We start from the raw sequence: 12,843 nt of genomic DNA, 5'->3' as shown, positions 1-12,843 counted from the left end.
GCCGAGTCGCACATAATAACGGAGACAAAGATGTCGAACATCAAGAGCGAAAAGAACGGCCGGCGCCCCTGGCGCCGGCTGGCCCCGGCAACGATAGGCGCTTTGGCCGCTAGCTGCGCGCTGGCGCAGGCTGCGCAGCCTGCGGCGCCGGCCGGCGAGTTGCGTATCTGCGCCTCGGAAAACGAGGCGCCGTACTCGATCAAGGACGGCACGGGTTTCGAAAACCGGATCGCGGCGCTGGTCGCCGAAACCATGGGCCGCAAGCCGGTTTTCATCTACACCAGCCGGCCGGCCATCTATCTGGTGCGCGACTATCTGGACAAGGACCAGTGCGATGTCGTGATGGGGTTGGATGCCGGCGACGACCGGGTGCTGACCACGCGTCCGTATTACCGTTCAGGCTACGTATTCGTGACCCGCATCGACCGCGACATCCGGATACGCAGCTGGGACGACGACAGGCTGGCGGAGATGTCGCGCCTGGCGGTGCCCCTGGGGTCGCCGGCCGAGGCCATGCTCAAGGCGATAGGCAAGTTCGAGAACAATATGAACTATATGTATTCGCTGGTGAACTTCAGGTCGCCGCGCAACCAGTACGTCCGCGTCGATCCGGCCAGGATGGTCAACGAAGTGGCGCAGGGCAACGCGGACGCGGCCATCGCCTTCGGCGCGGAAGTGGCTCGCTACGTGAAATCCTCGGTCGTGCCCCTGCGCATGGAACTCGTGCCCAAGGATACGGTGCCGGACGCCAGCGGCAAGACGATAGAGTTCAACTACGGCGAATCGATGGCGGTGCGCAAGGGCGACACGCGGCTGCTTGCCGCGCTGGATGCCGCCATTGCAAAAGCGCAGCCGCGCATTACGAAATTGCTGGAGGAAGAGGGCGTTCCTCTGCTGCGGGAAGCATCGTGACGGTCACGAGGGCCGCGCGGCAATCTTTAGGAATAATCGGGAAGCACAATGAGCAAATTGGTATCAAGGCAGGCCATCTGTGGACGGGTATTGAAGCAGGCCGTCTGTGGCATGGCGGCGTTGCTGTTCGTCTCGACGGCGTGGGGCCAGATGACGTTTCGCAACGCGGTGACAGGCGAGGAACTGAGCCTGGACGAGGGGCGCAGCGAGGGGCGCGATACGCCGGCGGTCAAGGCGTTCGTGCAGACGGGAGTGAACCCTTACAACGAGGACCGGGCCGTTTTGCCCAAGGCAAAGGAGCTGTTTTCCACGGCATGCTCCGGTTGCCATGGCCATCTGGGCGAAGGCAAGATAGGCCCGGCCTTGAACCACAGCGGCTGGAATTATCAGATAGAGGAGGACAAGGGCCTGTTTGAAGTCATTTACGGCGGCGCGACCCGCCAGATGGGGCCCCAGTATGAAATGTTGACCCAGGATGAAATGCTGCAGATCATGGCCTGGATCCGCCATCTGTACACGGGGCCCGCCGAGGACGCCGTGTGGCTGACCGAGGAGCAGCAAAAGAATTTCAAGCCGTACAAGGAATGATTCCGGGCCGCGGTAGTTCCACGGCCCAGAAGTGATCCCGCGCGCCATGCCGCGCGCGGGCAAAAAGCCGGCGTTTCGGCGAGCCAGGCTCGGCGCGACGGCGGTCCATTACAGAAGGAGGAGCGACGATGATATTGCGCATACTACGTCCCGCGGCGGTTCTGGCGGGTGCATCCATTATGGCGTTCGCGGCGATGAACGCACAGGCCTACGACGGAACCAAATGCAAGGCCCCCGGAAATTGCTGGGAGCCCAAGCCCGGTTATCCCCAGCAAGTGGCAGGGTCGAAATACGACCCCAAGCACAACCCCAAGGAAGTCGCCAAGCAGCAGGACACCATCCAGCAGATGGAGGACCGCAACAAGCAGCGGGTCGAGCATTTCAAGAAATCCGGCGTATTCATCTACGATGTGAAGAAAATCCCCAAGTCGTGAGCCGGGCGGCGCGGGGCGCGGGGATACGCCGGGCGGAATCCGCTCGCCGGCCCCGCGCGCAATGACAAAAAGGGATGGGCCCGGGCATGGGCCTGTCCGCAGCATAGGCGGCCAGCGACCGCCAGAGGAGACCATGTCCATGATTCAAGGCACGGCGTGCGCCGGCGTAGATCTTGCCCATTGGCGCAGCCGCGCGCTGGCCTTCGAGCGCGAGGTTGCCAAGGCCGCCGTCGGGCAGGCGCGGGTGATCAGGCTGATTACGCTGGCGATATTCGCCCGCGGCCATGTATTGCTGGAGGGCGATGTCGGCGTGGGGAAAACCATGCTGCTGCGCGCCGTGGCGCGGGCCATAGGCGGCGCCTACGGCCGGGTGGAAGGCACCATCGACCTGATGCCCGGCGACCTGGTCTATCACACCTTCCTGAACGAGGAGGGGCGCCCGCGCGTCGAGCCGGGGCCTATTCTGCAGCATGGCGAGAATATCTCGGTATTCTTCTTCAATGAGATCAACCGGGCGCGACCCCAAGTGCATTCGCTGTTGCTCAGATTGATGGCCGAACGCACCATCAATGCCTTCAACCGCGATGTGGGGCTGCCCTATGTGCAGGTGTTCGCCGACCGCAACCAGGTCGAGAAGGAGGAAACCTTTGAGCTGCCCGCCGCGGCGCGCGACCGCTTCTTCATGGAAATCGCCGTGCAGACGCCCCGGGATTCCGCGACCCGGCGCATGCTGCTGTTCGATCCACGTTTCCATGATGTAGATACATTGATAGCGGCCGTAGCCGAGGGGGTGCTGGATCACAGGCAGCTGGACGGCGTGGCGCGGGAAATCCAGCGCCAGGTCAAGGCCAGCCCGACGCTGGAACAGTACGTACTGGATTTGTGGGACGCCGCGAGATATCCCGAGCGCTGCGGCATCCGGATAGCGGGCGTGGACATGGACCGGCTCATCAAGGGCGGCGCCAGTCCGCGCGGCATGGCGGTGCTGGTGCGGGCGGCGCGGGTGCAGGCCTGGCTGGAAGGGCGTGACATGATGGTGCCCGAGGATCTGCGCGAAGTCTTCCAGGAGACCGTGGCGCATCGCATCTTCCTGAATCCGGTCTACGAGCCGCGGCGCGACGATATCCTTCCTGAATTGTGCCGGCGGATCTTCGAACGGGTGCAAGTGCCATGAGCGCCCTGCCTCCTTTGCATGCCTGGTCGGCGGACGTCAGCTACGCTCTGCGCTGGCGCGTGCGGGGCCTGCATCCGGGCGCCCACCGCGGCATGGGCGGAGGGCGGTCGGGCGTGTTCCGCGGCCTGGCGCCGTTCGACCGCTGCCCCGACGTGCGGCGGCTCGACCTGCGGCATAGCCTGCGCGATCCCTTCGGGCAGTGGCAGGTGCGGGAGTACGAGCCGCGCACCGCGGCCACGGTTTATGCCTTGGTCGACATATCCGCTTCCATGGCGGGCGGCCCCGCGGCCGGGCAAATGCCGCTGGCGGCCCGGCTATGCGAGCTGCTCGCGCGGTCGGCGCGGCGCAATGGCGACGCGTTCGGCCTGTATGCCTGCGGTTCGGAAATCCATGGCGAATTCAGTTTCCCCGCGCGGCGCGCGGGTATTCATGCCGCCGAGATAGCAAGCCGCCTGGCCGCCGTGGCACCTGCCGGGCAGGGCGCCTCGGGGCTGGGCAAGGCCGCTGGCCCGCTGGCCGGGCTGCGCAAACTGGTCTTCCTGATCTCCGATTTCCTTTTTCCGCCGCAGGAAGCGGCCGCCATCCTGACGGCGTTGTCGGCGCACGATGTCGTGCCCATCGTGCTGGACAGCGACGCGCTGGCGGATTTGCCCGATTGGGGCCTGGCGCAGTTGTATGACCTGGAGTCCGGCCAGCAGCGCCTGATGCTGCTGCGGCCCTCCGTGCGCAAGCGCTGGATGGCGCACGCCGCGGCGCGCGCGGCGCGGCTGGACCAATTATGCGCCGAGCATGCCTGCCGGCCGTTTCGCCCGGGCCGGCAGCTGGATATCGACGCCTTTGGCCAGTATCTTCTGGAGCGCTAGCGCGATGGGTATGCAATGGATATATGCCCGCTTTGCGCCCGTCCTGCTCGCCCTGGCTTGCGCGGCGGGCCCGCGCGCCGGCCAGGCGCAAGTGCATGGCGTCGAGGTGCAGGCGCCGCGTCCGGCCGGATGGATGACGGGCGATGTCATCCCCTTGCGCATGCGGGTCGCCGTCGACGCCGCCTTTCCTTTGCAGCGCGCTTCGCTGCCCAAGCCCGGGCCGCTCAACTACTGGCTCGAGTTGCGCAGCGTGGATGTCCAGGAGCGCGCGGCGGCCGGCGGCAAAGAATACCTGGTGGCCCTGGACTATCAGACTTTCTACGTTCCCCTGGACGTGAATACCCGGGAAATCCCGGCACTGGCCCTGACCTTCGGCCAGGGCCGGGATGCGCTGCAAGTCCGCAGCGAACCCTGGTCTTTCAGCATGTCGCCCCTGCGCGGCGTGCTCATGCCCGACGCGGCCAAGACGCCCCTGGCCTTGCGTCCCGATGCGGCGTCGCAGCTGCTGCCGGTCGACGGCGCCTTGCGGCTGACCCTGGCCTTCGCCGGCGCGAGCACGCTGCTGTTGATCGCCCTGGCGTGGCATTACGCCGCATGGCCTTTTCATGAGCGCCGGGCAAGGCCTTTCGCGCGGGCGCTGCGCGGGGTGCGCGCAGCCAGCCGCGACGGCAGTCCGCAAGCCTACCGGCAGGCCTTGCTGCATTTGCATCGGGCCTTCGATGCGGCGGCAGGCAAGCGCCTGCTGGCCGCCGACGTGGCGGAATTCCTTGCCGCGCGCCAGGCATTCGGCGATGTCCAGGGCGACCTGGTGGCTTTCTTCCAGGCTTCGCGGCGGGTTTTCTTCGCGAACGAGGATGCGCGCGCCATGGATGCGATGCCCTGGCCGTCGTTGACCGGTCTGGCGGCGCGCCTGGCCGCGGCCGAAAGGAGGATGCCGTGAACGCCGCCTTCGCCGGTGTGGCGCTGGACCGTCCTTATGCCTTGTGGCTGGCGGTACTGGCCATATTGCCATTGCTTGCCTTCGGGCGGCGCCTGTCGGCCAGTCCATGGCTGGGCGCGGTGCCGCCGGACCGCCTGTCGGCGCTGGTCGACGCCGGCTTGCGCATCCTGGGCTGTATCGCGATTGCCGCGCTCGCCCTGGGCGCGGCGGGCCTGTATCTGCCGGGAGGCAGCATGCAAAAGATAGGAAGAGGGGCGCACCTGGTGTTGCTGGTGGACCGCAGCTCGAGCATGAACGACAGCTTTGCCGGCCGTACGCCCAGCGGCCGCGAGGAATCCAAGGCGGCCGCGGCCAAGCGGCTGCTCAACGGCTTCGCCGCCGATCGCCCGCAAGACAGGATAGGCATGGCCGCCTTTTCGACCATGCCCTTGTTCGTGCTGCCGCTGACCGACAAGCGGGCGGCGATAGAGGCGGCGATAAATGCCATCGATCGTCCCGGGCTGGCCTACACAGACATAGGGCGCGGGCTGGCGATGGCCTTTTCGATGTTCGACCGGGATGACGACCCGCTGGCGTCGCGCGCGGTCGTGCTGGTGTCGGACGGCGCCGCGGTCATCGACCTGCGGGTGCAGAACCTGCTGCGCCAGGCCCTGGCCTCGCGGCCGCTGCGCTTGTACTGGCTGTTCCTGCGCACGGCGGGAAGCCCGGGCATCGGCGATATACCCGGGGATCCCGGCAGGGACACGCCGCAATCGATGCCGGAGCGGCACCTCGACATCTTCTTCAAGTCGCTGGGCATTCCCTACCGCGCGTTCGAGGCCGAAAATGCGGAGGGCGTCGCCGCCGCGATGCAGGAGATCGACAAGCAGGAGCGGGCGCCGCTGCTCTATATGGAACACTTGCCGCGCCGCGATCTGGGCGGATATGTGTTCGGCGTGGCCGCGCTCGCCCTGCTGGGCCTGCTCGCGGCAAAGCTGGCGGAGCGGCGGATAGGACCCGATCTGCCCCGGAGCGCCGATGCCTGATCTTTCATTCCATCGCAGCCGCGACGCCGGCGCGGTCCGCGGCCGGCATAGGCGCCAAGCCTGGCGGCATTGGCTGCTGTGGCCGGCGCTGGCGGCCGCATTGATCGGCGCCGCGCTGTCGGCCGCGCAGTGGTATCGGATCGGCGCCGACAACCGCGCGATACAGGCCTTGTCCCAGGGCGACGATCTCGCCGTCGCCCTCGATGCCGCTCCCGGCGTGGCCTTTGCCCGCTTGAATTTCCTGCTCGAGCGCTACCAGCTGGATGAGGCCTTGCCATGGGCGGAAGCCCTGGCGCGCGCCGACCTTCCAGGGCCCGGCGCCCGGGAAACGCCGCCTCTGGCGGCGCTTGCGCTCTACAACATGGGAAACGCGCGCTTGCGGCATGCGCTGGACATGATAGACCGCAACCGTATCGGCGAGGCGCCGGCGTCGATACGCGTGGCCAAGGACTATTACACGCGCGCGCTGCGGCTGGCGCCGGACTATTGGGACGCAAGATACAACCTGGACCTGGCCTCGCGCATGGTGCGCGATCTGCCCCGCGGCGCGGCCCAGGAAGAGGACGACGCGCCGGATTCGCCCAAGCGCTTGTGGACCGATCTGCCGGGCCTGCCCAAAGGCCTGCCATGATGCCGCGGGCCTTTTCCGACTATCGTTTCTGGCTGTTGCTTGGCGCGCTGTGCCTGGCGCTCTGGGCTTGCCTGCGTCCGCAATGGCGGCTCGAGCGCGCCAGGGCGCAGGTGCTTTTCGTGGTGGACATTACCCGCAGCATGAATGTGCGCGACTACGCGGCTGGCGCGCAGCAGCGCAGCCGGCTGGAGCAGGCCAAGGATACCGTGACGCAGGCCCTGGCGCGGATGCCTTGCGGCTCCAGGGCCGGCCTGGGCGTGTTCACCGAGAGGCGCAGCTTCCTCCTGCTCGAGCCCATGGAGACCTGCGCCAATTATGCCGCCTTGTCGCAGACCGTGGCCGAGCTCAATTGGCGCATGGCGTGGGAGGGGGACAGCCGTATTGCCAGCGGCCTGTTCGGCGCACTGGAATTGGCCGACACGCTGGGGGCGAATCTGGTTTTCGTGACCGACGGCCAGGAGGCGCCGCCCCTGCCCGCGTCGGGGCGGCCGCAGTTCGAGGGCGAGCCGGGCAAAGTGCGGGGCCTGCTGGTCGGCGCGGGCGGGCATACGCCGGCCCCCATCCCCGCCTATGACGACGACGGGCACGAAAAAGGCTTTCTCGGCCCGGATGACGTGGAGCAGGAGAATCGCAGCGGGCAGCCGCCGGCGGACGCTACCCAGCGTGAAGGATGGCATCCCCGCAATGCCCCGTTCGGCGCGGCGCCGCCCTCGGGAAATGAGCATCTCTCGGCCGTGCGCGATACCTATCTGATGTCGCTGGCGGCGGCTACCGGCTTGTCCTACCTGCCTTTGGGCGACGCCGCCGGCATGCTGGCCGCCATCGACCAGCATGCCGAGGGCCGCCTGGAACCCACGCCGCTCGACCTGCGGCCCTATATCGCGCTGGCGGCCTGTCTGCTGCTGGCGCTTCTGTATGGCTTGGCGCTATTGGCGCCGGGCCCCTTCCGCCCTGGGCCCCGCCGCGGCAAGCTTGCCGCGGCCCGTGATCCAGGTGACCATTAAAGGAGTTGCGTTCGATGAAATTATCTTTTGCCGCAGCAATGCTATTCGGATTTACCGTGATGCCAGTTCATGCGCATGGCCCCACGCCCAAGAAAGTCGATGAAAGCATTGCCCTGGCGGCCGCGCCACAGGCTGTGTGGAAGCAGATACAGGACTTCGGCGCCATCGCCCATTGGCATCCGTCGGTCAAGCAAAGTTCGGCCAGCAAGGGCAATGAAAACGGCTCGGTGCGCGAGTTGACGCTGGCCGGCGGCGTCCTGAAGGAAAGCCTGGATGAATACGACCCGCAAAACCGCAGCTACAGCTATCGCCTCGATACGGAGAACGTCGAGGCGCTGCCCGTCAGTTCCTATTCCGCCACGATTACAGTCCAGCCGGCGGCCTCCGGCGCCGGCAGCCAGGTGGCCTGGATAGCGCGATTCTACAGGGGAGACACCGGCAATTATCCGGCCGAGAACCTGAATGACGAGGCCGCCGTCGCCGCCATGACCGCGTTCATACAGAGCGGCCTGCAGGGGATCAAGGATGCCGCCGAAGGCAGGTAGCGGTGGCGAGCATTGTTAGGCACAGGAGGCCGGCATGTGGGTGATAAAGCTCGGAGGCGGACTGGCGCAGGATCCCATCCTCGATGAATGGCTTGCGCAACTGACGACGCTCGGCGGGGGTAGGGCTGTCGTGGTGCCGGGCCGCGGGTGCTCCGCCGGCTTCGTGCGCGAGCTGCAATTGCAATGGCAGTTCGATGACCTGGTTGCCCATAATATGCTGGTCCTGGCCCGCGCGCAGTATGGCTTGCTGATGGGCGGGCTCGCGCCGGCGCTGGAGCCGGCGGTCGCCGCGGCCGACATCCGCGGCATATTGCAGCGCGGCGGGGTCGCCCTGTGGATGCCGCTGTCCCTGATGCGCGAGCAGGCCGACGAAATGGCTGTGCCGGATATGACCTCGGACTGCATCGCGGCGTGGCTGGCGGCGCACTTGAATGCCGAGCGCCTGATACTGGTCAAGTCCCGGCCCATCGCTGCGCAGGCAAGCATCGCGCAGCACATTCGCGACGGCGTGCTGGACCAGCGTTTCGCGCGCTACGCCCGGATCGCCGCCTGCCCCGTGGACGTCCTGCATAAAAGCGAGCCGCAACGCCTGCAAAGCCTGCTGCTCAACGGCGCCGCCATATAAGCCATATAAGAAGCAAGCGCGGACGGGAAGGGGTGTTGCGCCGTTTGCCGTCCGGCGTGGCGCATGTCGACGAAAAAGCGGCGGGAAGCTTCTTCCCGCCGCCTGCTCGCGTAAAAATTCATTTATCGCGGGAGAAACGCGCCATCACCGATTGGCAATATACATGGTGATTTCAAAACCGAACCGTAGATCGGTATAAGCCGGTGTAGTCCATTGCATGAAGTATTCCTCCTGAATGTCATTGATGAGGACGGCGGCCTTTTGTATGCCGGATGGGCAATACATGAAGAGGCCGCCAAGTCCAGTCTAAGGCGATAGCCGGCGCAATTCAAGCCCTTCAGGCCCTTGTTTTCATGCGGTTTTTGGCGCTGATCCGGGCCGCGATGCCAGATTGGGCGCAGGGTGGACTGCAAAAGGACCAAAGTGTCCTGGAAATGACACGCCGGGCGTTCACGGCCCCTGCCGGCCCGCCGCAACGCCGTCCTGCTCGGATTGCGAGGAAAGAGGAATGCATAGCCTGTGCAGCTTCCTGTATAGCGTATTGCGGCTGATGCCCAGCGCTTTCGCGACATTGCTGATATTCCACCGGTAGGTGTCGAGCAGCTGTATCAGCGTGGCCCGTTCTGTCACCTGCAAGGGGTTCAGCGCATCCATCATCGTCATCGACGCCGCATCGGCGGGAAGGGATTCAGGCGCGGCGGGAGCGGGCGGCGCGATCATGGCCGGAACGGCCGCCGGCGGCTCCGGCGCATTGACGGCGGCTTCGGACAGCGAGGCGGGTATGTGCTGCAGGCCCAGCGTATCGCCGTCGCACAGGACCACCATGGTGCGCAGGATATGGCGCAATTGGCGCAGGTTGCCGGGCCAGGGGTAGCTCATCAGAATGGCTTCGGCCTGGGGGCTGAGCCGCAGGGGGGCGCCGGCCTCTTCTTGAAGTAGTGAGTGGATGAGTTCGCGCTTGTCGGCCCGGTCGCGCAGGGCCGGAAGCCGGACCTCGACGCCATTGAGCCGATAATAAAGATCTTCGCGGAACAGGCCGCGGCGCACCAGTTCGGCCATATTGCGGTGGCTGGCGCTGATGAGCTGCAGTTCGACGCTGATGCAAGTTTCCGACCCCAGCGGTGTTACCTTGCGTTCATCCAGCACGCGCAGCAGGCGCGCCTGCAGCGCCAGCGGCATGTCGCCGATTTCATCCAGGAACAGCGTGCCGTTGTCGGCCTGCAGTATCTTGCCTTTGCGGCCTTGGCGCTGGGCTCCGGTGAACGCGCCGGCGCGATAGCCGAACAGCTCGCTTTCTATCAGGCTTTCGGGAAGCGAGGCGCAATTGACCGCGACAAAGGGGCCATCGCGGCGGGCGCCCTGGTCGTGAAGGGCGCGCGCGAACACCTCCTTGCCGGACCCGGTTTCGCCATACAGCAGCACGGGCACGCGGCGGGCGATGACCCGGCTGGCCAAGGCGAACTGCTCGCGCAGGCCCGCGTCGCCCAGCTCCAGTTCAGAGGCGGCGGCGAGGTCGGCCGCGGCCTTGCCGCGCAATGGGGCCGCGGCGGCGGGTATCACTATGCCGCGCGGCGTGGCGCCGTGCAGCTCGGGGCCGGCGGCGCTCATCGCCATGGGCGGGTGCTGCGCGATCGCGAAGAAGCGGCTGGACGCCCCGGCGCGATATATGGGCACCGGATGGAAGGAGCTTTGCAGGCTGCGCTGCAAGATGGTTTCCAGGGACGACTGGAAAATATCGTCGAAACGGCTGGCGCGCAGCTCGGCCATGGAGGCAAAGCCCAGCTGGAACAGCGCGCTGTGATTGGCGGCGACGATCGTGCCGTCGCCGTCGACCATCAGCTTGCCTTCGTGCACGGTGTAGATGCTTTCCGGACGGCTATGGAAATGGATGGCGTGGGCCTTCTGGCAGGTGGCGTCGAGCAGCCGGTTCTCGATCATGCGCGCCGTCATGCCTATCAGCACAAGGGAGTGCTGCTGCAGCAGGGCGGAGCGGCTGGTGACGTCGAGCACGGCTATCACATCGCCGTGCTGGTCCTTGATGGGAACGGCCGAGCAGGTAAGGCGTATGTGGCTGGAAAAAAAATGGTCGTTCTGCTGGATGGCGATGGGTTCGGCCACGACCAGGCAGGTGCCCATGCCGTTCGTGCCCGCCTGCTCTTCGCTCCATACGGCGCCCGGCCGCAGCCCCAGCATGGACAGATTGTGCTCCAGGCTGGCCGCCGCCACCATGTGCAATATGCTGCCGTCGGTATGCACCAGCACTACCGCCAATTCCGGATCGGCCAATTGCTGGTACAGGATATTCATTTCCTGCCTGGCTTCGGCCAGCAGGATGCGCGAGCGTTCGCGCCGTTCGAGCAATTCGGTCTGGGTCAGCACGGGCGGCAGGCGCTTGCTTTCCGGATCGAGCCCGTAATCGTTGATGCAGCGCGTCCAGGATAGTGTCACCGCCGCGCTGACTTCAGGATTGTCCATGCCGTACTGGACTATCCTGCGTATCCGGTCTACATGATTTCCTGCTTCCAACGAAAGCATCGCTTGTCTCCTCTGAGCGCACGTGCTTGCGTTGGCGGATCGTCGCGGACAAACAGGGCGTCGTCTGGGAAGACCTACAAGCGCTGCAGTGCTGCGTGGATATGCCGGTTTTTATGTAGTGTGTTGCGTTTCTGTAGCCGGCTTCGCTGAATTGTAGCTTACCCGCCGGCCGATGTATCGCTTTCGGCCGGCCAAGATGCGACATTTCGTCTCCATGGCGTTGCGCATGCGGGCGGCCGGAACGGCGCGGCGGCCGCGGCCGGCCGCGCCGCCGTCAATCCATCAATGCTTGAGCAGCGCGCATTTGGAATCCGCGGCCTTGGTGAAAGCCTCCTCTCCGGGGATGGTGGCCACGATCTTCATATAGTCCCAGGGCCCGGTGGATTCTTGCGGGGTCTTCACCTGCAGCAGATACATATCGTGGATATAGCGGCCGTCGGCCCGGATATATCCCTTCGTATATACATCGTCTATCTTGAGCGACTTCAAGGCTTTCATGACCTCGTCGGAGCGGGTGGTTTTGGCGGCCTCGACAGCCTTGATATAGCTGCGCACCGCCGAATAGGCCGCGACCTGGTGCGTGCTTGGCATCTTCTTCATGGCCGCTTGGAAGCGCTGCGCAAATTTGCGCGACGCTTCGTCCCTGTCCCAGTACCAGCTGTCGGTCATCAGGAGTTTCTGCGCCACCGGCAGGCCGAGCCCATGAATGTCATTGATGGTCATCAGCAGGCCGACCAGCTTCATGTCGTCGGCCAGCCCGAAATCATTGGCGGCCTTGATCGAATTGATGGTGTCCGATCCCGCGTTGGCCAGGCCCAGGACCTGGGCTTTGGAGGCTTTGGCCTGCAGTATGTAGGACGACATGTCGGCCGAGGAAGGGGGATGCCTTACCGATCCCACCACGCTGCCGCCGCTGGCCTTGATCACGGCGCTGGTGTCGGCCTCCAGCGAGTGGCCGAAGGCATAGTCGGCCACCAGGAAGTACCAGGATTTCCCGCCCTGCTTGATGACCGCCGAGCCGGTGCCCTTGGCCAGCGCGACCGTGTCGTATTCATAATGGACGGTATAGGGCGTGCAGTCCTCGTTGGTCAGGCGCGCCGTGGCCGCGCCGATATTGATGTAGGGAATTTTTTTCTCGGCGACTATGGTGTTCATGGCCAGGCCGGCCGCGGAATTCACGCCGCCTATCAGCAAGGCGAGGCCTTGCTGGTCTATCCATTCCCGGGCCCGCGACGCGGCAATCTCCGGCTTGTTCTGATGGTCGGCGGAAAGGATTTCGATTTTCCTGCCCAGCACCTGGCCGCCGGCGTCCTGCACCGCCATCCTGATGGCCTGGACGCCGCCGGGGCCGTCGGTATCGGCATAGGGGCCCGACATATCGGTAATGAAGCCGATGCGTACGGTGTCGCCCGCGCCTTGGGCGTGAGCGCCGCCCGCGATTGCGGCGAGCGCCAATGCCAGGGCGCTAAAGTGGGACAGGTTTTTTTTCATGGTTGGTCTCCGTTTTTCAAAGTCGTTATTCTGTTTTCCCCGGCAGGCGCGGGGCCTGCCGCTGGCGCTGCTGGGG

The 12,843-nt window shown here is 65.5% G+C and carries 14 protein-coding genes; 11 read left to right on the top strand and 3 right to left on the bottom strand.

From position 1 onward, the window contains the following. Positions 1 to 30 precede the first annotated feature (30 nt). The 11 genes from moxJ (at position 31) to BUB23_RS00720 (ending at position 8,741) form a co-directional block, all read left to right on the top strand. On the top strand, positions 31 to 912 hold the full coding sequence (gene moxJ, locus BUB23_RS00770) for a methanol oxidation system protein MoxJ (protein ID WP_073101041.1): 882 nt from the start codon (positions 31 to 33) through the stop codon (positions 910 to 912). Positions 913 to 960: 48 nt separating this feature from the next. Then, positions 961 to 1,500, top strand: coding sequence for a cytochrome c(L), periplasmic (gene moxG, locus BUB23_RS00765; protein WP_178372241.1), 540 nt, complete (start codon positions 961 to 963; stop codon positions 1,498 to 1,500). A gap of 128 nt (positions 1,501 to 1,628) precedes the next feature. Next, a complete protein-coding gene (locus BUB23_RS00760) occupies positions 1,629 to 1,934 on the top strand; it encodes a methanol dehydrogenase [cytochrome c] subunit (protein ID WP_073101039.1) in 306 nt (101 codons plus the stop codon). Positions 1,935 to 2,067: 133 nt separating this feature from the next. Next, positions 2,068 to 3,108 carry an AAA family ATPase gene (locus BUB23_RS00755; protein WP_073101037.1) on the top strand — a complete coding sequence of 347 codons (1,041 nt, stop codon included), beginning with the start codon at positions 2,068 to 2,070 and terminating at the stop codon, positions 3,106 to 3,108. Then, positions 3,105 to 3,971: a DUF58 domain-containing protein gene (locus tag BUB23_RS00750; RefSeq protein ID WP_073101035.1), complete on the top strand. Its 867-nt coding sequence runs from the start codon at positions 3,105 to 3,107 to the stop codon at positions 3,969 to 3,971. Before BUB23_RS00755 ends, BUB23_RS00750 begins: the two co-directional genes overlap by 4 nt. A gap of 10 nt (positions 3,972 to 3,981) precedes the next feature. Further along, a complete protein-coding gene (locus tag BUB23_RS00745) occupies positions 3,982 to 4,911 on the top strand; it encodes a hypothetical protein (RefSeq protein WP_073101034.1) in 930 nt (309 codons plus the stop codon). Continuing rightward, positions 4,908 to 5,936: a vWA domain-containing protein gene (locus BUB23_RS00740; protein ID WP_073101032.1), complete on the top strand. Its 1,029-nt coding sequence runs from the start codon at positions 4,908 to 4,910 to the stop codon at positions 5,934 to 5,936. Before BUB23_RS00745 ends, BUB23_RS00740 begins: the two co-directional genes overlap by 4 nt. Then, entirely contained in the window at positions 5,929 to 6,567 is a 639-nt protein-coding gene (locus tag BUB23_RS00735) for a hypothetical protein (RefSeq protein WP_218598811.1), read from the top strand. The genes BUB23_RS00740 and BUB23_RS00735 overlap by 8 nt, the downstream gene beginning before the upstream one ends. Beyond that, positions 6,564 to 7,571: a vWA domain-containing protein gene (locus BUB23_RS00730; RefSeq protein WP_218598809.1), complete on the top strand. Its 1,008-nt coding sequence runs from the start codon at positions 6,564 to 6,566 to the stop codon at positions 7,569 to 7,571. Before BUB23_RS00735 ends, BUB23_RS00730 begins: the two co-directional genes overlap by 4 nt. Positions 7,572 to 7,585: 14 nt before the next feature. Next, positions 7,586 to 8,116 carry an SRPBCC family protein gene (locus BUB23_RS00725; RefSeq protein ID WP_084135610.1) on the top strand — a complete coding sequence of 177 codons (531 nt, stop codon included), beginning with the start codon at positions 7,586 to 7,588 and terminating at the stop codon, positions 8,114 to 8,116. Between the two features lie 34 nt (positions 8,117 to 8,150). Beyond that, positions 8,151 to 8,741 (top strand): amino acid kinase family protein, encoded by a 591-nt coding sequence (locus BUB23_RS00720; protein WP_073101026.1) that lies wholly within the window; start codon positions 8,151 to 8,153, stop codon positions 8,739 to 8,741. Between the two features lie 144 nt (positions 8,742 to 8,885). Here the strand turns inward: BUB23_RS00720 and pqqA are convergent, their stop codons facing one another. From pqqA to BUB23_RS00705, 3 genes are all read right to left on the bottom strand, one after another. Continuing rightward, positions 8,886 to 8,960: a pyrroloquinoline quinone precursor peptide PqqA gene (gene pqqA, locus BUB23_RS00715; RefSeq protein WP_006410019.1), complete on the bottom strand. Its 75-nt coding sequence runs from the start codon at positions 8,958 to 8,960 to the stop codon at positions 8,886 to 8,888. 231 nt (positions 8,961 to 9,191) lie between these two features. Continuing rightward, on the bottom strand, positions 9,192 to 11,276 hold the full coding sequence (locus BUB23_RS00710; protein ID WP_073101024.1) for a sigma-54-dependent Fis family transcriptional regulator: 2,085 nt from the start codon (positions 11,274 to 11,276) through the stop codon (positions 9,192 to 9,194). Between the two features lie 282 nt (positions 11,277 to 11,558). Then, positions 11,559 to 12,767 carry an ABC transporter substrate-binding protein gene (locus tag BUB23_RS00705; RefSeq protein WP_073101022.1) on the bottom strand — a complete coding sequence of 403 codons (1,209 nt, stop codon included), beginning with the start codon at positions 12,765 to 12,767 and terminating at the stop codon, positions 11,559 to 11,561. Positions 12,768 to 12,843: the final 76 nt, after the last annotated feature.

Source organism: Pollutimonas bauzanensis (assembly GCF_900129885.1).
Lineage (GTDB): Bacteria > Pseudomonadota > Gammaproteobacteria > Burkholderiales > Burkholderiaceae_B > Pollutimonas > Pollutimonas bauzanensis.
The sequence above is the reverse complement of the archived record's forward strand: the minus strand, read 5'-3'. Positions and strand labels throughout refer to the sequence as shown.

What these genes read in the sequence shown, in the direction of transcription:
- BUB23_RS00745 (WP_073101034.1), top strand. Translation starts at nt 3,982, where the DNA reads ATGCAATGGATATATGCCCGCTTTGCGCCCGTCCTGCTCGCCCTGGCT.
- BUB23_RS00760 (WP_073101039.1), top strand. Translation starts at nt 1,629, where the DNA reads ATGATATTGCGCATACTACGTCCCGCGGCGGTTCTGGCGGGTGCATCC.
- moxG (WP_178372241.1), top strand. Translation starts at nt 961, where the DNA reads ATGAGCAAATTGGTATCAAGGCAGGCCATCTGTGGACGGGTATTGAAG.
- BUB23_RS00720 (WP_073101026.1), top strand. Translation starts at nt 8,151, where the DNA reads ATGTGGGTGATAAAGCTCGGAGGCGGACTGGCGCAGGATCCCATCCTC.
- moxJ (WP_073101041.1), top strand. Translation starts at nt 31, where the DNA reads ATGTCGAACATCAAGAGCGAAAAGAACGGCCGGCGCCCCTGGCGCCGG.
- BUB23_RS00725 (WP_084135610.1), top strand. Translation starts at nt 7,586, where the DNA reads ATGAAATTATCTTTTGCCGCAGCAATGCTATTCGGATTTACCGTGATG.
- BUB23_RS00755 (WP_073101037.1), top strand. Translation starts at nt 2,068, where the DNA reads ATGTCCATGATTCAAGGCACGGCGTGCGCCGGCGTAGATCTTGCCCAT.
- BUB23_RS00710 (WP_073101024.1), bottom strand. Translation starts at nt 11,276, where the DNA reads ATGCTTTCGTTGGAAGCAGGAAATCATGTAGACCGGATACGCAGGATA.
- BUB23_RS00750 (WP_073101035.1), top strand. Translation starts at nt 3,105, where the DNA reads ATGAGCGCCCTGCCTCCTTTGCATGCCTGGTCGGCGGACGTCAGCTAC.
- BUB23_RS00735 (WP_218598811.1), top strand. Translation starts at nt 5,929, where the DNA reads ATGCCTGATCTTTCATTCCATCGCAGCCGCGACGCCGGCGCGGTCCGC.
- BUB23_RS00705 (WP_073101022.1), bottom strand. Translation starts at nt 12,767, where the DNA reads ATGAAAAAAAACCTGTCCCACTTTAGCGCCCTGGCATTGGCGCTCGCC.
- BUB23_RS00730 (WP_218598809.1), top strand. Translation starts at nt 6,564, where the DNA reads ATGATGCCGCGGGCCTTTTCCGACTATCGTTTCTGGCTGTTGCTTGGC.